Raw genomic sequence first — 18441 nt, 5'->3', positions numbered from 1 at the left:
AATAGTTAAATGCGTGAAACAATAGCCGCTGCAACATCGGTGGTGGTGTAGCCGCCCTGCGGATAAATATCAGGCGTCCCCACACCCGCTTCAACCGCCTCTGCAACTGCTTTTTCAATGGTGCGAGCCGCTTCATCTTGTCCTAATGAATAACGTAACATTAATGCGGCACTTAAAATTTGTGCAATAGGGTTAGCGACCCCTTTTCCGGCGATATCGGGCGCTGAGCCACCCGCGGGTTCATACAAGCCAAAGCCTGATTGATTTAAGCTAGCCGAAGGTAATAGCCCCATTGAGCCGGTGATCATCGCGCATTCGTCCGATAAAATGTCGCCAAATAAGTTATCGCACAGTAATACATCAAACTGGCTAGGCTGTTTAACTAGCTGCATCGCTGCATTATCTACATAAATATAATCTAAGCTCACCTCAGGAAACTCTTTACTCACTTCAGTGACTACTTCACGCCAAAGTACACTTGATGCTAAAACATTGGCTTTATCAACCGAGGTTACATGATTGCTGCGCAATTTAGCGGCCTCAAAAGCAAAACGTGCAATACGCTCAATTTCTTTACGCGAGTATGTTTGGGTGTCAAATGCCGCTTCTTCAGCACCTTCGCCACTGCGACCTTTTTCACCAAAATAAATACCGCCAGTTAGCTCACGCACACACAAAATATCAAAGCCTTTTTCGCTAATATCAGCACGAAGTGGTGATGCAGCGCTTAATGCGGGTAACAATTGAGCTGGGCGTAAGTTACAAAACAAACCAAAGTGCTTTCGTAGTGGTAACAATGACGCGCGCTCTGGTTGATCATTTGGTGGTAAATGCTCCCACTTAGGGCCACCCACGGAGCCAAATAAAATAGCATCGGCGTTTTCACAGGCTTTTAAAGTTGTATCAGGAAGTGCTTTGCCAAATTCATCAATCGCTGCGCCGCCAATCGCGTGGTGCTCACGGTTCAGAGTAAAACCAAATTTATCACTGACAGCGTCAAGTACTTGCTCTGCAGCTGCCATAACTTCTGGGCCAATACCGTCGCCTGCTAATACGGCAACGCTGTAATGTGTTTTACTCATCCTGCTTTCCTTTGTTGTTTTAAATCAGACACTTTTTGTGCTCGATAAATTAAGTTATAAACCCGAACCATAGCCCGTACTGAGGCTTCGACCACATCGGCCGCAATACCAGCACCGTGATAGGGACGACCATCATATTTAGCAATAATATTCACTTGCCCTAATGAGCTGGCGCCTTGGCCGGTGGCCTCTAAATTGTATTCAATCATTTCAACACTCATACCTGTTAAGCGCTCAATAGCAGCAAACGAAGCTTCAACTGGACCATTACCTGTTGCGGCTTCTTGTTTTGCTTCGCCATCAATCAGCAAGCCTATGGTTGAGCTGGCCACCGATTGTGAATTAGACGCAGAGTTAACAAACTCTAACTGGTACTTTTCGTCTTTGTCGTTAATTTGATTAAAGTAAATCATGGCCTCTAGGTCGTAGTCGTATACTGTGCCTTTTTGGTCAGCCAGCGCAACGAAACTTTGGTATAAGCTATCCATGTCGTAATCTGATTTTTGATAGCCTAATTCTTCTAAGCGGTGTTCTATAACATGACGACCTGAACGTGAGGTCATATTTAATTGGTTACTTGGTACGCCAACACTTTCTGGTGACATAATTTCATACGTGTTTTGCGCTTTTAATACACCGTCTTGATGAATACCTGAGCTGTGAGCAAACGCATTTTCGCCAACAATCGCTTTATTTGGCTGTACCGGCATATTACAAATTTTGGCTACCTGGCGAGAGGCGCGATAAATTTCTTCGCTTTTTATGTCGGTATATACGTTTAAGTGGTCTTTACGCATTTTCATGATCATTGCCACTTCTTCAAGTGAACAGTTCCCCGCACGCTCACCTATACCATTAATGGTGCATTCAATTTGGCGTGCACCGGCTTGCACTGCGGCCACGGAGTTGGCAACGGCTAAACCTAAATCGTTGTGGCAATGCACACTTAAACGCGCTTTATCTATATTTGGCACGTTATTCATTAAATGACGGATCATTGCTGCGTATTCATCTGGCGTTACAAAACCGACTGTATCTGGCAAATTAATTGTTGATGCACCGGCGTTAATTGCTTGCTCAACAATTTTGCATAAATCCCAATGCGGTGTACGCCCAGCATCTTCACACGAAAACTCAACATCATCGGTATAGTTACGCGCTAATTTAATAGATTTAACAGCCATTGCAGTGGCATCATCAAGGCTCATACGCAACTTGTGTTCAAGATGAAGCGGGCTGGTGGCAATAAAAGTATGAATACGGCTTTGCTGTGCAGCGCGCAGCGCATCGCCACAGGCCTCGATATCTTTGGCAACCGAGCGAGCTAAGCCACAAATAATAGGGCCTTTCACCTCGGTGGCAATACGTTGCACTGAGCGAAAGTCAGCTGGGCTCGACACCGGAAACCCCACTTCCATTACATCCACATTTAAGCGGCTAATGGTATGCGCCAGTTGAACTTTATCGTCTTCTGTTAGGCTTGCTTTTAGTGCCTGCTCACCATCACGTAAGGTGGTATCAAAAATCCATACTTTATCTTGCTGTTGCATAACTGCCCCTCAATTCCTGTATTACCCAAATTTCGATTTATCCCTGCAGCGAGATAAAAAAAACCCCGCGGTTGCGGGGTTTTTAATGTTTAGCTCAATGCAAACACACTAATCCCCGCTCACTTGCCACAGCAGTAAGAGGTTTAGGTTTAGTGTAATTAAGCGAATAGTTTGCATCTGTTTTCTTGTGTGTGTGTCCAATGAGGCTTATTTTTATCATTGCAACGCAGTTGGCGCAAGCATAAAAATACCAAACAAATAATTAAAGGGGACTTTCTGGGGATTTAAAATTCAAACAAAATTGGATAGAAGAATAAAATATCCAACTTAAACCTAGAGCAGGTTTAAATTAATAAGCGCTGTAAAATACAGCGCTTATTTTAACTTTTTTAATATTTATTCTTTATTTTCAGCACGTACGTAATTTGACGCGCCGCGCGTAATATAACGTAACTGCCATATAACTCGCTCAATCAGTTCATCGCGTTGCTGACCTTCAATATCGAGCGCTTCAGCGCCTGCATTAAATACCAAAGTAACCATGGCTTCTGCCTGAATATACGCATGAATAGCATCGCAGGGGGTTTCACTTTCTAAATAATGTGCGAGTTCTAAAATAAAGTGTTTCACTTCACGTGCCACTGCTGCTCTAAATGCTTTTGAGGTACCTGAGCGTTCACGCAGCAAAAGTCTAAACTGATTGCTTGAGTTATCAATAAACTCCATAAAAGTAACCACAGAGGTGTTGATGACACTGCCACCACTGGCTATTCGTCTGCGTGCTTGGCGCATCAGCTGGCGCAGGGTTAAACCCGCTTCATCAACCATGGTTAAGCCCAACTCGTTCATATCTTTAAAGTGACGATAAAAAGAGGTAGGCGCAATACCAGCTTCGCGTGCTACTTCACGCAAGCTTAAATTAGAAAAGCTATGATCAGCACTAAGTTGATTAAATGCAGCTTCAATTAATGCTTGTCGTGTTTTTTGTTTCTGTTGTGCTCTAACACCCGACATCAACAGCTCCCTGAGTGAATTTGTAATAAATTTTTAATTAAAAAAATAGCTAATAGTACAGTCTAATACTTGACGGCAGCAGATTGAAATATTATTTTAGCGTACAGTTGTACGCTGAGAAATGAGAAACATGAAAAAACCACCGATTATATGGACCAACGTCCTTTTCTTTAGCCTGACGTTTTTGGCTGCTATTACACTTGTACCTTGGTATGGGTTTAACTATGGCTTTACAGGCACGCAGTGGGTTGCTTTTGTAGCTTGCATGTTTTTTGCGGGATTATCGATCACCGCGGGCTACCATCGTTTATGGGCGCACAAAACTTACAACGCTCACCCTGTGGTTGAATTTATTTTTGCCCTTGGTGGTGCCTTTGCGCTACAAAACAGTGCATTGCATTGGAGTAGCGATCATCGAATTCACCATGGTCAAGTTGATGACCCAGTTAAAGACCCTTATGCCGCCACAAATGGCTTTTGGTATAGCCACATTGGTTGGATGCTACGTGACTACCAAGGCGACAGCTACGATGATTACAGCAACTGTCGTGATTTACAGCGAAATAAAATTGTTATGTGGCAGCACAAGCATTACTTAAAATTGGTAATTGCCATGAATGTTGGTTTACCGCTAGTACTCGGCTTAATGCTTGGTGATGTATGGGGCATGTTACTGTTAGCAGGCTTATTGCGTTTAGTGCTAAGTCAGCACTTTACCTTTTTTATTAACTCAGTAGCACACATTTGGGGTTCACGCCCTTACACTGAAAAAAACACCGCGAGAGACAATGGCTTTTTAGCACTATTTACCTACGGTGAGGGTTATCATAACTTCCATCATATTTTTGCTAGCGATTACCGCAATGGCATTAAATGGTTTCATTACGACCCAACAAAATGGATGATCCGCTCACTCGCAGCCATTGGTTTAGCAAGTAAATTAAAGCGTACACCGGTTGAGCGCATTGAAAAAGCTAAAGCAGAAACCTTAATGAGCAAAACACAAGGTCGCCTTGCAAAATTGCCTTTAGCGCAAGATAAGCTTACATTATTACAACAAGAGTACGATTTGTTGCTTAAAAAGCTGCAAAATTATTGCTCATTACAAAAACAAGTGTTGGAAGCTAAAAAAAATAATATGGCAAAGCAGTGTGAAAAGTCGGCATTAATGGCACAATATCACGAGCTTGAAGCCGCCTGGGAAACACAAAAACAGGCATGGCTAGCACTTAATGCGAGGTTATTAAAAGCCTCTTTTAGTTAAAATAGGAGTGGCTGTGGCCAAACAACCAGAAAAGAAAAAAGTACCCGTGAGCTACCAATATGATGCAATCATTATTGGCACGGGTCCTGGCGGTGAAGGGACCGCTATGAACCTCTCTAAAAGTAACAAAAAAGTAGCGGTTATTGAACGCCAAACTGCTGTTGGTGGTGGTTGTGTTCACTGGGGAACCATTCCTTCAAAGGCACTTCGCCATTCGGTTAGTCGCTATATCGAATACAAAGCAAACCCTTTGTTTAACGTAGGTGAGCGCCCAGTAAGACTTACTTTTCCAGATATTTTACGCCATGCCAGCTCGGTAATTTCAAAGCAATCAAACTTACGCAGCAGCTTTTACGATCGTAACCGCATTCATATGTTTCAAGGCGATGCTAGCTTTGTTGATAAGCACACTATTGAAATTAGACGTAATGACGGTTCAACTGAACGCCTAACTGCACAAACTATTGTTATTGCTACCGGCTCACGCCCTTATCGCCCACCAGGTGTTGATTTCACCCATTCGCGTATTTATGAAAGTGACACAATTTTAGGCCTTGAACACGATCCTCATCGCGTACTTATATACGGCGCGGGTGTAATTGGCTGTGAATACGCATCTATCTTTAAAGGGCTAGGTGCAAAGGTTGATTTAGTAAATACTCGCGATCGCCTACTTGCGTTTATGGATGCTGAAATATCTGATGCACTTAGCTATCACTTTTGGAATAGTGGCATTGTTATTCGCCATAACGAAGAATTTGATCGCATTGAAACCCGCGATGACTGTGTTGTTATGCATTTAAAATCAGGTAAACGTGTAAAGGCTGACTGTATTTTATTTGCCAATGGCCGTACTGGTAATACCGATACACTGAATTTAGAAGCGATTGGCTTAAAAGCAGATAGCCGCGGACAAGTAAAAGTAAACGAAACCTACCAAACAGAAATAGACAATGTATACGCAGTAGGCGATGTTATTGGCTACCCAAGCCTTGCTAGTGCTGCATTTGACCAAGGTCGAATTGCCGCAGATGCCATTGCTTCTGGTAACTGCGATGAAAAGCTGATTATTGATATTCCAGCCGGTATTTATACTATTCCTGAAATGAGTTCTGTTGGTAAAACAGAGCAGCAATTAACTGCCGCAAAAGTACCGTATGAAGTGGGGCGTGCGCAATTTAAACACTTAGCCCGTGCGCAAATTGCAGGTACCGATGTGGGTAGTTTAAAAATATTGTTCCATACAGAAACCAAAGAAGTACTTGGCGTGCATTGCTTTGGTGAGCGTGCTTCTGAGATTGTTCACATTGGCCAAGCTATAATGGAACAAAAAAATGGTGGCAATACCATCGACTACTTTGTAAATACTACGTTTAACTACCCAACAATGGCAGAAGCTTATCGAGTTGCGGCATTAAATGGCTTAAACCGCTTGTTTAAGTAAAAACTTAAGTAAAACAGTTTGCACAAAAAAGCCCGCTAATTAGCGGGCTTTTTATTGTGAGTTCATAACTTACTTATGATATTGCGCACTTAGCTCATGCACAGCGTTAATAAATACACCCGCATTTTCTGGATCAACATCAGGTGTAATACCATGACCTAAGTTAAATACATGACCATTGCCAGTGCCAAAGTCTTCTAAAATAGTGCCGACTTCTTGGCGAATACGATCTGGCGTGCCGTGAAGCATTGAAGGATCCATATTGCCTTGTAGTGCCACTTTATCGCCAACACGACGTTTGGCATCACCAATATTAATAGTCCAATCTAGGCCTACTGCATCACAACCAGTTGCTGCAATTGCCTCAATCCATTGGCCACCATTTTTAGTGAATAAAGTAACGGGTACTTTACGGCCATCATTTTCGCGAATTAAACCATCAACGATTTTATGCATATACTGCAGTGAAAACTCATTGTAGTCACGCGGGCTCAATACACCGCCCCACGAATCAAATATCATCAGCGATTGTGCACCCGCTTTAACTTGCGCATTTAAGTAATCAATCACTGAATCAGCTAGCTTATCAAGCAATAAATGCAGTGTTTGTGGCTCAGCAAATGCCATTTTTTTGATTTTACCAAAAACCTTACTGCTTCCGCCTTCAACCATATAAGTTGCAAGTGTCCAAGGTGAACCCGAGAAACCAATTAATGGCACTTCACCTTTAAGCTCACGACGAATAGTGCTTACAGCATTCATTACGTAGCCAAGCTCATCGGTAGGATCGAGTTTTGGAATTTTTTTAACATCGGCTAATGATGAAATTGGGCGTTCAAACTTAGGGCCTTCACCTGTTTCAAAGTACAAACCTAATCCCATTGCATCGGGAATAGTTAAAATATCACTAAATAAAATAGCGGCATCTAACGGGTAACGGCGCAGAGGTTGTAAAGTTACTTCACAGGCTAACTCAGCATTTCTACACAGGCTCATAAAATCGCCCGCTTGTGCACGTGTAGCACGGTATTCAGGTAAATAACGTCCAGCTTGACGCATCATCCATACTGGCGTGACATCAACAGGTTGCTTGGCAAGGGCACGTAAATAACGGTCGTTTTTTAATTCGCTCATAGCGTATAGAGTCCTAGGGCTTTTAGAAATTGTGCAAGATTGTACCACCATATTTGCGCCCCCTCTATCGCTAAGCGATTAAATCGCCTTAGAGTAGCGCTAGATCAAGTAATTTTTAGTTTTCATTTCGTTTTGTATATAAAACAACCTAACAAACGTTAACAATAAAAACTTTTCATTAAACTATTTGCAACATTTAAAAAAGCTTGGTATTGTTACTCCCGCGTTAACAAAACAATAACAAAAATCGTTAATACAAAAATAATAAAAATCTCTAATAAAAATAAGAATGCTTGTTTAAACAAGTCTAATAAAGAAATTAAACCACCGTAACAGGTGGTTTTTTCTTGCCTGAAATAAATTACTTACAACTTATACCTTAAACAAAACCCTCTGTGGTACTACATCTATTTTACTTGTTGATATACACGCCAATTAAATATATCTTGGATGATAGAAACTTTATTACCAATTAAAAATCCAACCCAGCTTAGGAGAAGAATTATGCTGAAGCGTGTAGAAAAAGCTCAACAAAAGTGGGGGGGTAGCCATACGGTCATCGACAATTGGTTAAACGAACGCCAAGAGCTGATTGTACTTTATTGTAAAATTGCAGGCTTTTCACCTTACGAGAAAAAAGATCAATCTTTGCCTGAACCATCACAAATTCAAGCATTTTGCCAAATCTTAATGGATTACCTATCGGCCGGCCACTTTGAAGTGTACGACGATATTGCTAAAGCTTGCGAAAAGAAAGGCTTAGAAAGCCAACAACTGGCAAATACTATATACCCACGTATTTCAGATACCACTGACATTGCTCTAGATTTCAATGACAAATACGCTGAAGTAGACGCAGAAGATTTGTTAGTAGGATTTGATAATGACCTATCGGTTATTGGTGAAGCACTCGAAGCGCGCTTTGCACTTGAAGATGAGTTAATTGATAACTTATATTCTAACCACACTGACTAATTAATTATTCAGTGCAATAAAAAAGGGACCTAAGGTCCCTTTTTTGTTTTATATAAATACTTATTCTGCAGCGGCAGCTTCTGCATCATTTTGAATTTCTAATAATTCAACTTCAAAAATAAGTGTTGAATTAGCAGGAATTTTACCTAAATCACGATCACCGTAAGCAAGATCTGAAGGAATGGTAAATTTGTACTTAGAACCAACAGTCATAAGTTGTAAACCTTCAGTCCAACCAGGAATAACACGGTTTAGTGGGAAAGTTGTTGGCTCGTTGCGTGAGTAAGAGCTATCAAATTCAGTACCGTCTAAAAGAGTACCTTTATAATGCACTTTAACTACGTCAGTCGCTACTGGCTTAGCGCCTTCGCCTTCGCTCATTACTTCGTACTGTAAACCAGACTCAGTAACCATTACGCCTTCTTTTTTAGCATTCTCAGTTAGGTATTTTTCACCCTCAACTTTGCTTTTTTCAGACTCTACTTTTGCTTTTTCTTCTTGTTTAGTACGCACTGACTCATCTAATGCTGTTAATACTTCACGAATTTTCTCTTCGTCAATTTTAGCATTACCAGCAAGTGCATCTTCAAATCCACGCATTAATAATGCTTGATCTAATTCGATACCAATCTCTTTTTTATCTGCTAGGTCTTTATTTAAAAAGTTACCTACAGATGCACCAATACCGTATGCTTGTTGTTGCGCTACAGTATCTAGCTTAACGTCTGCTTGCTCTTTTTTTGCTTCTTGATTACAAGCTGTAAGCGCTAAAACTGACGCTGCAATCAATGACAATTTAATCGTCTTTCTCATTTTAAATCTCCGACACACTTTGCAGTTGTCATTTATTGTAATATTACTAGTTAAAGATTAACGGCCTACATGGTAGGCTGCTTGTTTAATAGCTAAACTAAAAACATATCCAGTGATTAGACAAACAACCTAGGCGTTTTTCGCAACCTAGTCTAACCTCTCAGTCACGAAGAGTTAAGAGGAAATACCTGTAATATGTCGTTATTTCGTACTTTTTTAGTTGCTACCTGCTGTTTATTAACAATTGCATGTAGTGATGAAAAACAAAAAGCAGTGGCTAGTTTTGAGCACACAGCACAAGGTGCTTTCTCATCCGCACTATCGCATGATGGTCAATACAGCTTAGTGTCTTCTATCAATCATGGGGTCGCCCTTTGGGATAATCAACAGCAAGCGCTTAAATACCAATGGTTTCAACAACAGGCTGAAGATAGCTTAGTTTATGCCGTAGCCATTGCTTTTGATAATAGCGTGGCTGTTACCGCCGAAAAAACCACCTTTGCCGTTTGGGATATAGCCTCAGGCAAAAATAAAGGCTTTTACAAAATACAAAAAGCCAGCATCCGCGATATTGCCATTAGTAACCAAGGCAACAGTGTTATTTACGGGCGCAGCGATGGCGTTGTGGTATTTATAAACCTTAACACTGGCAGACGCATTGAATTTTTAGGCCACCAAGATAAAGTAAACACCGTAGACCTATCACCTAATGGGCGCTATGCATTGAGCGGCTCAAACGATTATGTGGCCTACTTATGGGATACCCAAAGTGGACAAGTTATCCATCGCTTTAATCACCCAACCCGAGTAACCCAAGTCGCTTTAGATCCTCAAGGACGTTATGCTTTTACCGCCGACAGTATGGCACAAGCAAATGTATGGAAGCTGACTACAGGTGACCTTGTTAGTAAACTAAAGTATATTGCGCGTCAGAAAATTTTTACTGCGGTGCGCTTTAACGACCAAGGCACTTTATTAGCAACCGGTTCACCCAACAAACGAGTGGATTTATGGCAGCTAAACAGTGGTGAAAAAATTCAAACATGGCAAGTGACCCCAAGAGAAGGCAGTAAGCCAAAATCGGCAGTGGTACTTGATGTGACATTTACAGATAACGGTAAATCATTGTTAACTGAAAGCTCAAGCGGAATCGCTGAGCGCTTTATTATACGAGAACCAAATGAACACAATTGAACATCGGTTAATGGAGCTTGAGGCTAAAGTGGCTTTTCAAGACGAAACGATTGAAATTTTAAATGATGAAATAAAAGTTCACCAGCAACAGATGGCAAAAATAAAGCGCCAAACCGAGTTGCTGGCTGAAAAACTTAAAGAGTCGCAGTCATCACAGCCTATGATGTCGAATATGCCAGAGCCACCGCCGCCGCATTATTAAGCAGCACTAACAAGGCACTAGTCGCCTGGATTAAACACGCCAATGATCTGTTCAAATTGGCGTGTTGATGCCTGTACTGCTTGCTCTGGTTGAGCCATTTTATGACCACATTGCATACATTCAACTTTTTCTACGTCGTGCTCTTTGTAAAGCATTAACATATCCATAGTTTTACACTCAGGACACGTTGCTCCAGCAATAAATCGTTTTTTATGTTTCACTTCGCTTTTCCTACCATTTTGACTGACGTTATTTTATCGCAATATTTGCCTACTTGATACGATTGATATGGCTAATAAGATCCGTGTTATAATGGCGGCAATTCAATCAAGGCACAGTAAAGTAACGTATTTATGATCCAAATCTCAGAAATAGAACTGCTTCGCGGTGGCAAAGCTTTATTAAAAAATGCATCGGCTACATTATTTCCAGAGCACAAAGTAGGCCTTGTTGGTGCCAATGGCTGTGGTAAGTCAACGCTATTTAGTTTATTAAAATCTGAGCTTTCGTTAGATGGCGGTAATTGCAGTATTCCTAAAGATTGGTCACTTGCCTCAGTAAAGCAAGAAACCCCCGCCCTTGAAATAAGCGCCATAGATTACGTACTGCAAGGCCACCCTGAATACTACGCACTAAGAATTGCGTTGCGTGAAGCCGAGCAAAATCACGATGGCGACACTCAAGCTAAAGTGCATATTCAGCTTGAAAACATTAAAGGCTATAGCATAGAAGCCAAGGCAGGTGAGCTGTTACATGGTTTAGGCTTTGCTAATAATCAAATAGAAAACCCGGTAAGTGCATTTTCGGGTGGTTGGCGCATGCGCTTAAACTTAGCCCAAGCGCTTATTCGCGATGCCGACTTACTGTTACTGGATGAGCCAACAAACCACCTTGATTTAGATGCCGTGTATTGGCTCGAGCGTTTTTTACGTGCCTACACCGGCACGCTAGTACTTATTTCTCATGACCGTGAGTTTTTAGACGCTGTGGTCGATCAAATTTGGCATATAGATAAACAACTTATTAATGTGTACAAAGGTAACTACTCGCAGTTTGAACGCCAAAAAGCTGAGCGCCTATTGCAGCAGCAAGCCATGTTTGAAAAACAACAAGAACAAATAGCGCATCTTGAGCAGTTCATTACCCGCTTTAAAGCCAAAGCCAGTAAAGCCAAACAGGCACAAAGCCGTGTTAAAGCGCTAGAGCGCATGGAAAAACTTGCCCCAGCACATGCTGACTCGCCATTTGATTTTGAATTTGCTGAGCCAACCGCCCTGCCCAATCCGCTAATGACACTCGACAAAGCCAAAGCCGGTTATGGCGATGTCACCATTTTAAACAGTATTAAGCTGAACTTAGTACCAGGCAGCCGTATTGCACTACTGGGTAGAAATGGCGCAGGTAAATCAACACTGATTAAGTTACTGTCAGGTGACTTACAGCCTCAAGCAGGTGAAGTGTTTCAGCATCAAGGCTTAAACATTGGCTACTTTGCGCAGCATCAACTGGAGTCTCTAGATTTAAAAGCCAGTGCCGTCACTCACCTGCAACGCTTAAACCCTAAAGCCAGCGAACAATCATTGCGTGACTTTTTAGGCGGTTTTGCCTTTGTAGGCGATAAAGCACTCGACCCTGTAGCTCCCTTTTCTGGCGGTGAAAAAGCTCGTTTAGTACTGGCTATGTTGGTTTATCAAAAACCAAATTTACTACTACTCGATGAGCCAACCAACCACCTTGATTTAGAAATGCGCCACGCTTTAGTTATGGCATTACAAGGCTTTGAAGGCGCTATGGTCACGGTATCGCATGACCGTCATATGCTTAAAAATACCGCCGATGAATTTTATTTAGTTGATAATGGCGAGGTCACCCAATTTGGCTACGACCTAGATGCATATTATCAGTGGCTGCTTAATGCTAATAAAGAAGCCGCTAAAAACGACACCGACGAAGAGCCAAAAGCCCATTCACAAGTTAACCGTAAAGAGCAAAAGCGCTTAGAGGCAGAGTTTAGAAAAGCGATTCAGCCGCTGAAAAAGCAAATTGAAAAACTTGAAAAGCAATTAGATAAATTTGCTGCAGAACTAGCTGACGTTGAAGAGGCGCTAGGCGATAACACTCTCTATAACGACGAAAATAAAGGCAAGCTTAAAGAGTTAATTACTAAACAAGCCACACTTACGCCTAAGCTTAACGATGTTGAAGAAGAGCTACTTATGGCCCTTGAAGAAATGGAACAAAAAGAGCAGGCATTCGCCGATGAACTTGCTTAAAAGCAACGATTTTTGGCAGTTTGCATGTAACCTTTATAGCAAAGGTGACATGCAAACGCGCCTGTTGGATTATCAAAACCAGCTAGGTAAAAACGTCAACCTATGCTTGTTGCTGTATTACTTAGATTCTCTCAATCTAGCTATTAACCAAACACAGCTAAACAAGCTTGAACAATCAATTAGTGAGTTTGATAAGCTGGCATTGAAGCCTCTACGAGCCACACGTGCCTACTTAAAAGCCAATCAAGCCGAGATTACAGATTACGCCGCAATTCGAAAAGCACTTCTCGGTGCCGAGCTAAAATTAGAGAAGCAGCAACAAATAATATTGATTGATGAAGTTAATAGTATGAATTTAACACCTTGTGCAACGCCCAATAACAGCGATAAATATTTGTCATAATTTTTCACTATTAATTTCATCAGATCATAAAGCCATTTATATTATGAATATTAGCTCTTATATACATGGTTACTTTGGTTTACTTTTATACACCAAGCTATATATCTTTAGTTTTGTATTGAAATACCTCTTCTAAAGGTAAGTTAAAAACTAAAGAAATTTTAAAAGCCACCTCTAAAGTGGGTGAATATTTATTTGCCTCAATTGCCATTACCGTTTGCCGCGTTACGCCAATAGCATCTGCTAACTGCTTTTGCGTCATTTCATCGCGTAAAAAGCGTAATGTTCGAATAGAGTTAGTTATTGCATACTCACTCATAGATATTACCCGTTCTGCCTTTATAAAGCTGCGCTATGTAATTGACTATTTCGGCAACCAAAAAAGCGCCTACCATGATATGCATTGGTAAATATGGAATATTATATTCGATAGCTGGGCCCCAGTTATTAGCTTCAATTTGATATTGAAAAATAGCAACACAAATTCCCGCCTGTAAGATTATGGCCTTGTATTTATAACCCACTAAATTTATTTGCTTTTCTCTCACATCAGGTGGCTGATTTAATTCATTATCACTGATAAATGTAAGTAATAAATAGCTCAATACTATAAGTATCACAGAATAAATTAACACCTGTAGCAATAAGCCAGATAACCAAGAAACAGAACTAAGCTGCTGCGTACTCGCATTCATTAGGCTGTTTACATAAAAGTAAGATATGTACACGCTTACTAGTAAATCGATACTCAGCGTCAGTTCTCTAAAACTTATGCTTTGTAAAAGTTCTTTAAAGTGCTCTGAACGAGTCATATAAAGCTAACTCCAAGTAAAATATTTTTGACTTTTAAACTATAAGTTCACTTTTTAGCCATGTCAAATATATTTAACATAAGGTTTGTTTTATTTAACCTAAAACAAAGCAACGGTTATTCAAAGCTGAACTTTGCTGACCATCTTTATTATAAAAGTGATTAAAAAATCGCAGATAATTTACTAAAAAGTGCAAAATCGACTTAACTTTATTGATCAAAATCAACATCTGCATTGCCCATTTTATAATCTGTAAAATAGCTTGATCTGGATCATATCAAGTACCACTGAGCCAGCCTATGATTACCCCATAGACATCAGGAGGCAATTATGGACGTATTCTTTAGAGATTTTTTTAGCGACCCAGTACTATTTTTATCATTTGGATTTTTAGGCGTCGTTATTAGTTTATGCCTCTTCTTTGTGTATTTTTTCATGAAAAAAGTACACGATGCAGATATTAAAGAACAGCATTAAGCACGACGCACAAAGCGCCTTATTAGTTTACTGATTAGGCGCTTTTTATTTTTAAATATAAAAAATTTGCTACACTAGCGCTTCGTTAATTGCAAAGTGCGTAGTACAGACATGATCCCTAAGTTCAAACCCGCATGGTGGATGACCAACCGACACGTTCAAACCATAATACCGCGTTTTTTCCGCCCTTTTCATCATACTCGCTACGAACTTGCGCAACTTGATACGCCCGACGGTGATTTTATTGAGCTTGCTTGGTCACTCCCGCATAACGAAAAAGCACCACTCGCAGTGGTACTTCATGGACTTGAAGGCAATATCAACAGTTTTTATGCCAAAGGCATGATGAAGGCATTAAAAAAGCAAGGCTTTGCTGTCGTATTGATGCACTTTAGAAACTGCTCAACCGAAGTAAACCGCTTACCAAGAGCCTACCATAGTGGCGACACCGCCGATTTAGCTTTTTTTATAAATCATTTAAAACAACAGTTTCCAAATCGCCCTATTGTAGCGGTGGGTTTTTCATTGGGTGGTAATGTACTGGCTAAGTATTTAGGCGAAGAAAACATTCATAGCCCGCTTAACGCAGCTGCCGTGATATCTGCGCCCTATGATTTATCATCATCTAGTGATGTTATTCGTAAAAGCTTAGGTAAAATTTATCAAAAATATTTGCTCGATCGAATGAAAAAGTCGATGCAACGTAAATTACCGCAAATTAAACAGCAGATACCGATCACCACTGATCAATTAATGGAAATTGACGATTTATTAGAGTTCGATAACCAGCTTACAGCACCGTTGCATGGCTTTGAGAATGCACACGATTACTACAAAAAAGCCAGTGCGATGCCATATTTAAAAGATATTGCGACACCTACACTAATTATTCATTCCAAAGACGACCCTATGCTGTCGATTAAAGCGGTTCCAAGTAGTCAGGATGTAAGTGAGCATGTTACGCTGCGTATATCTGAAAAAGGCGGCCACGTTGGCTTTATTAGCGGTAACAATCCACTTAAGCCCGTGTATTGGTTAGAGCAAGTAGTGCCTGACTATTTTAAGCAATGTGTATTTAATAACACCGATAAAGAGTGACTATGATTATTCCTTTTGAACAACTTGATAAAGACACACTGTACAACCTAATTGAAAGCTATGTACTGCGTGAAGGCACAGATTATGGCGAACAAGAATTCAGTATTGAAAGTAAAGTGGCGCAAGTGAATCAGCAATTAAAAAGCGGCGAAGCTATGGTGTTTTTCTCTGAACTGCACGAATCGGTCACCATAATCTCTAAAAGTGAATTCAAAGCACTGCAAAGTGAAGCGCAATTCGACGAGTAAACTTGTCAGACACGGCGTAAAAATAGACAATGGTTTTTTTAACTCAAAGAGCCATTATAAATGATAAAACTAAGCTCACTAGTTGCTGCAATGTCGATTGCATTAACCGGCGCAGTCAGCGCTGAAATAACCCCTTCAGATAAAGCAATTAAGCTTGCTCACGATACCATTTTAATCGACACTCACATTGATGTACCTTACCGCATTCATGATAAATGGGCGGATGTAACTAAAGCCACTGAGGGCGGCGATTTTGACTACCCTCGTGCAGTAAAAGGCGGTTTAAACGCGCCATTTATGTCGATTTATATTCCTGCTCATTTAGAGTTTGAAGGCAAAGGAAAAAGCTTTCAATTAGCGAATCAATTGATTGATGGTATGGAAGCGATTGCGTTTCGTGCTCCAGATAAGTTTGCCATTGCCAGCTCAACAAGCGATATAGAAGCACAATTTGCGCAAGGTAAAATGTCGATTGCCATGGGTATGGAAAACGGATCGCCTATCGAGGGCGAAATGAAAAACCTACAACACTTTTTTGATCGTGGCGTGCGTTATATCACCCTAGCTCACTCGCAAAGCAATCATATTTCTGACTCATCATACGATATTCGTCGCAAGTGGAAAGGCTTAAGCCCATTCGGTAAAGAGCTAGTAAAAGAGATGAATAACATCGGCATGCTGATTGATGTATCGCATATTTCGGACGATGCATTTTATCAAGTAATGGAATTGTCTAACACACCCGTTATTGCGTCACACTCTTCACTACGTAAATACACGCCGGGTTTTGAGCGTAATATGAATGACGACATGCTGTTAGCCCTTAAAAAGAACGGTGGTGTGATTCAAATTAACTTTGGTTCAAGTTTTGTTACTTCAAAAGCCGGAAGTTGGTACGATCAATTCAAAAGTAAAAAACAAACAATTACTGAAGAAGGCAAAAAAGTAGCTAAAGATTTTGATGCGATGTACCGCGCTAAAAATCCATTTCCATTTGCTAGCCTTGAGCAAGTTCTTGATCATATTGATCACGTTGTGAAGCTAATTGGTATCGATCATGTTGGTATTGGCTCTGATTATGACGGTGTAGGTGACTCACTGCCTATCGGCTTAAAGGATGTATCTAGCTACCCTAACCTAGTTCAAGGTTTGATGGACAGAGGTTACAGTGATACCGATATTAAAAAGATTTTAAGCGGCAATACACTAAGAGTGTGGAAGCAAGCTGAGCAATACGCAAAATCGCATTAAGCTTTACGCGCTAGGCTTAGGTCTAGCGCTTATAGCCAATTTAAACACCGTATTTCACCACTCACGCCCCGCCTTCTTAATTAACTTGTATATTTCATCCTCATTTACCACATTTTTTAACAGACTTATATTTCGAAAACAGATAAATTACCCATTTTAGAGGCAGATTATTTTATGACTATAAACAAAGGAACTATTGCGATTACTATAGCAACACTTGCCTTGGTAATTTCATGCTACGGAACATTTTTTAAAGATCAGCCCAGTTCGCTTAATAAGCCCAAGCAGCAACAGCTAAGTCCCACAGTTTCTATTAGTACACATGCAGAATATCAGCAATTAAATGAAGCCTTAATTGACGAACTAAGCAAGAAAGTAAGTTCGCTACAACGCAAAGTAGCAAACTTAACACTGCACGCTAATGGCTCTTATCAAGAACAAGATACCGACGAATTTAAGGAACTTGTTCTTGACGTACTAGAGGAAAAACAGCAGCAAGAAGATGAAAAACGACGTGAACAAAATCCTCTTTATAGCTTTTATGCAGACTTACCAGAAGACTATGATTTAAGGATCAAATCAGAACCTGATTATGCAAAACAAATAAACTCTCAATTAAGAGAGCAAACCTTAGATCCAAGCATCTCTGATTTAAATAGGTTAGCTGCACTTAGCCAACTGCAAATGAATATGTATATTCTAAATAAATCTACTATGCCTGAGTATGACTATGAAGTAGTAGGTAACATTTTAAATTTAGCGAACAACAGTAGTGATGAAAAATTTAAAATTCAAGCTATTGAGTTATCAACTCAAACACCGGTACTTGATTACCGCCTTGCAGAGCAATTTACAAACTTGTTAGAGCAAGACTCGAATGATTATATCCGTCGCTTAGCTGCACAAGGGTTGATGGCGCAATACTACCAAGCTCAAAATAAACAAGATGGTTATACGAAGCAAATGGCGCAGCATCTACTATCAGTTTATAACAACAGCTCTGGCAATGCAGTCAGGGCAACGCTTGACGAAATGATGGGTAACCAAGATATGCTTGATGAATTACGTAAGAATGCTGGTTACTAACTGATTAAGTTCATGCTCCCACTCTGTTACAGCGATAACATTAATACTTAAATTTTACTTCAGACATTAAAAAACCCGAGGCTAAGCTCGGGTTTTTTTTAATGCTTAATGCATTACAACA

19 protein-coding genes are annotated in these 18441 nt (G+C 40.5%); 11 read left to right on the top strand and 8 right to left on the bottom strand.

The features are described from left to right. Positions 1–5 precede the first annotated feature (5 nt). The 3 genes from leuB to fabR all read right to left on the bottom strand — a co-directional run bounded on the left by leuB (position 6) and on the right by fabR (position 3646). Entirely contained in the window at positions 6–1082 is a 1077-nt protein-coding gene (gene leuB, locus CWB77_RS04345) for a 3-isopropylmalate dehydrogenase (protein ID WP_054202813.1), read from the bottom strand. Next, a complete protein-coding gene (gene leuA, locus CWB77_RS04340) occupies positions 1079–2632 on the bottom strand; it encodes a 2-isopropylmalate synthase (protein WP_010392352.1) in 1554 nt (517 codons plus the stop codon). The genes leuB and leuA overlap by 4 nt, the downstream gene beginning before the upstream one ends. 396 nt (positions 2633–3028) lie before the next feature. Beyond that, a complete protein-coding gene (gene fabR, locus CWB77_RS04335; RefSeq protein ID WP_008114202.1) occupies positions 3029–3646 on the bottom strand; it encodes an HTH-type transcriptional repressor FabR in 618 nt (205 codons plus the stop codon). Between the two features lie 130 nt (positions 3647–3776). Here fabR and CWB77_RS04330 point away from each other — a divergent pair, with 130 nt between their 5' ends. Beyond that, the gene (locus CWB77_RS04330; RefSeq protein ID WP_054202812.1) at positions 3777–4910 is read left to right on the top strand and encodes an acyl-CoA desaturase; all 1134 of its coding nucleotides are present in this window, start codon (positions 3777–3779) and stop codon (positions 4908–4910) included. A gap of 13 nt (positions 4911–4923) precedes the next feature. Continuing rightward, a complete protein-coding gene (gene sthA / locus CWB77_RS04325; RefSeq protein WP_041709585.1) occupies positions 4924–6354 on the top strand; it encodes a Si-specific NAD(P)(+) transhydrogenase in 1431 nt (476 codons plus the stop codon). A gap of 69 nt (positions 6355–6423) precedes the next feature. On the opposite strand, the gene hemE is transcribed toward sthA, so the two are convergent. After that, positions 6424–7488: a uroporphyrinogen decarboxylase gene (hemE, locus tag CWB77_RS04320; protein WP_008114207.1), complete on the bottom strand. Its 1065-nt coding sequence runs from the start codon at positions 7486–7488 to the stop codon at positions 6424–6426. Between the two features lie 504 nt (positions 7489–7992). Here hemE and CWB77_RS04315 point away from each other — a divergent pair. Continuing rightward, positions 7993–8463, top strand: coding sequence for an Rsd/AlgQ family anti-sigma factor (locus tag CWB77_RS04315; protein WP_010392345.1), 471 nt, complete (start codon positions 7993–7995; stop codon positions 8461–8463). Positions 8464–8523: 60 nt separating this feature from the next. Here the strand turns inward: CWB77_RS04315 and fkpA are convergent, their stop codons facing one another. Next, positions 8524–9276, bottom strand: coding sequence for an FKBP-type peptidyl-prolyl cis-trans isomerase (gene fkpA / locus CWB77_RS04310; protein WP_021033142.1), 753 nt, complete (start codon positions 9274–9276; stop codon positions 8524–8526). Between the two features lie 195 nt (positions 9277–9471). Here fkpA and CWB77_RS04305 point away from each other — a divergent pair, with 195 nt between their 5' ends. Further along, on the top strand, positions 9472–10470 hold the full coding sequence (locus tag CWB77_RS04305) for a WD40 repeat domain-containing protein (RefSeq protein ID WP_138621520.1): 999 nt from the start codon (positions 9472–9474) through the stop codon (positions 10468–10470). Continuing rightward, the gene (locus tag CWB77_RS04300) at positions 10457–10672 is read left to right on the top strand and encodes a SlyX family protein (RefSeq protein ID WP_010392339.1); all 216 of its coding nucleotides are present in this window, start codon (positions 10457–10459) and stop codon (positions 10670–10672) included. Before CWB77_RS04305 ends, CWB77_RS04300 begins: the two co-directional genes overlap by 14 nt. 17 nt (positions 10673–10689) lie before the next feature. Here CWB77_RS04300 and CWB77_RS04295 read toward each other — a convergent pair whose 3' ends face one another. Further along, entirely contained in the window at positions 10690–10893 is a 204-nt protein-coding gene (locus CWB77_RS04295; RefSeq protein ID WP_008114218.1) for a YheV family putative zinc ribbon protein, read from the bottom strand. A 132-nt stretch (positions 10894–11025) separates the two neighbouring features. Between CWB77_RS04295 and CWB77_RS04290 the strand changes: the two genes are divergently transcribed. Both CWB77_RS04290 and CWB77_RS04285 read left to right on the top strand, forming a co-directional pair. After that, a complete protein-coding gene (locus CWB77_RS04290; protein WP_010392334.1) occupies positions 11026–12945 on the top strand; it encodes an ATP-binding cassette domain-containing protein in 1920 nt (639 codons plus the stop codon). Next, a complete protein-coding gene (locus tag CWB77_RS04285; protein ID WP_010392333.1) occupies positions 12932–13348 on the top strand; it encodes a TIGR02444 family protein in 417 nt (138 codons plus the stop codon). The genes CWB77_RS04290 and CWB77_RS04285 overlap by 14 nt, the downstream gene beginning before the upstream one ends. Positions 13349–13445: 97 nt before the next feature. On the opposite strand, the gene CWB77_RS04280 is transcribed toward CWB77_RS04285, so the two are convergent. Both CWB77_RS04280 and CWB77_RS04275 read right to left on the bottom strand, forming a co-directional pair. Beyond that, positions 13446–13667, bottom strand: coding sequence for a helix-turn-helix transcriptional regulator (locus CWB77_RS04280; protein ID WP_010392331.1), 222 nt, complete (start codon positions 13665–13667; stop codon positions 13446–13448). Next, complete coding sequence (locus tag CWB77_RS04275) at positions 13660–14160, bottom strand: hypothetical protein (RefSeq protein ID WP_138621518.1); 501 nt, start codon at positions 14158–14160, stop codon at positions 13660–13662. Before CWB77_RS04275 ends, CWB77_RS04280 begins: the two co-directional genes overlap by 8 nt. 588 nt (positions 14161–14748) lie before the next feature. On the opposite strand from CWB77_RS04275, the gene CWB77_RS04270 reads away from it, so the two are divergent. The 4 genes from CWB77_RS04270 to CWB77_RS04255 all read left to right on the top strand — a co-directional run bounded on the left by CWB77_RS04270 (position 14749) and on the right by CWB77_RS04255 (position 18320). Continuing rightward, complete coding sequence (locus CWB77_RS04270) at positions 14749–15735, top strand: hydrolase (protein WP_138621516.1); 987 nt, start codon at positions 14749–14751, stop codon at positions 15733–15735. A gap of 2 nt (positions 15736–15737) precedes the next feature. Further along, positions 15738–15983: a YheU family protein gene (locus CWB77_RS04265; protein ID WP_008114225.1), complete on the top strand. Its 246-nt coding sequence runs from the start codon at positions 15738–15740 to the stop codon at positions 15981–15983. A gap of 60 nt (positions 15984–16043) precedes the next feature. Next, positions 16044–17234 (top strand): dipeptidase, encoded by a 1191-nt coding sequence (locus tag CWB77_RS04260; protein ID WP_138621514.1) that lies wholly within the window; start codon positions 16044–16046, stop codon positions 17232–17234. A gap of 174 nt (positions 17235–17408) precedes the next feature. Further along, positions 17409–18320, top strand: a complete 912-nt coding sequence (locus tag CWB77_RS04255; protein ID WP_138621512.1) for a hypothetical protein — start codon at positions 17409–17411, stop codon at positions 18318–18320. Positions 18321–18441 lie beyond the last annotated feature (121 nt).

It is taken from the genome of Pseudoalteromonas sp. S1610 (assembly GCF_005887465.1).
In the GTDB taxonomy this organism is placed as follows: domain Bacteria; phylum Pseudomonadota; class Gammaproteobacteria; order Enterobacterales; family Alteromonadaceae; genus Pseudoalteromonas; species Pseudoalteromonas undina.
Note: the sequence above shows the minus strand (reverse complement) of the source record. Positions and strands in the feature narration are given on the sequence as shown.

Coding starts and splice junctions, on each gene's coding strand:
- leuB (WP_054202813.1), bottom strand. CDS start 1,082: ATGAGTAAAACACATTACAGCGTTGCCGTATTAGCAGGCGACGGTATT.
- leuA (WP_010392352.1), bottom strand. CDS start 2,632: ATGCAACAGCAAGATAAAGTATGGATTTTTGATACCACCTTACGTGAT.
- fabR (WP_008114202.1), bottom strand. CDS start 3,646: ATGTCGGGTGTTAGAGCACAACAGAAACAAAAAACACGACAAGCATTA.
- CWB77_RS04330 (WP_054202812.1), top strand. CDS start 3,777: ATGAAAAAACCACCGATTATATGGACCAACGTCCTTTTCTTTAGCCTG.
- hemE (WP_008114207.1), bottom strand. CDS start 7,488: ATGAGCGAATTAAAAAACGACCGTTATTTACGTGCCCTTGCCAAGCAA.
- CWB77_RS04315 (WP_010392345.1), top strand. CDS start 7,993: ATGCTGAAGCGTGTAGAAAAAGCTCAACAAAAGTGGGGGGGTAGCCAT.
- fkpA (WP_021033142.1), bottom strand. CDS start 9,276: ATGAGAAAGACGATTAAATTGTCATTGATTGCAGCGTCAGTTTTAGCG.
- CWB77_RS04305 (WP_138621520.1), top strand. CDS start 9,472: ATGTCGTTATTTCGTACTTTTTTAGTTGCTACCTGCTGTTTATTAACA.
- CWB77_RS04300 (WP_010392339.1), top strand. CDS start 10,457: ATGAACACAATTGAACATCGGTTAATGGAGCTTGAGGCTAAAGTGGCT.
- CWB77_RS04290 (WP_010392334.1), top strand. CDS start 11,026: ATGATCCAAATCTCAGAAATAGAACTGCTTCGCGGTGGCAAAGCTTTA.
- CWB77_RS04285 (WP_010392333.1), top strand. CDS start 12,932: ATGAACTTGCTTAAAAGCAACGATTTTTGGCAGTTTGCATGTAACCTT.
- CWB77_RS04280 (WP_010392331.1), bottom strand. CDS start 13,667: ATGAGTGAGTATGCAATAACTAACTCTATTCGAACATTACGCTTTTTA.
- CWB77_RS04275 (WP_138621518.1), bottom strand. CDS start 14,160: ATGACTCGTTCAGAGCACTTTAAAGAACTTTTACAAAGCATAAGTTTT.
- CWB77_RS04270 (WP_138621516.1), top strand. CDS start 14,749: ATGATCCCTAAGTTCAAACCCGCATGGTGGATGACCAACCGACACGTT.
- CWB77_RS04265 (WP_008114225.1), top strand. CDS start 15,738: ATGATTATTCCTTTTGAACAACTTGATAAAGACACACTGTACAACCTA.
- CWB77_RS04260 (WP_138621514.1), top strand. CDS start 16,044: ATGATAAAACTAAGCTCACTAGTTGCTGCAATGTCGATTGCATTAACC.
- CWB77_RS04255 (WP_138621512.1), top strand. CDS start 17,409: ATGACTATAAACAAAGGAACTATTGCGATTACTATAGCAACACTTGCC.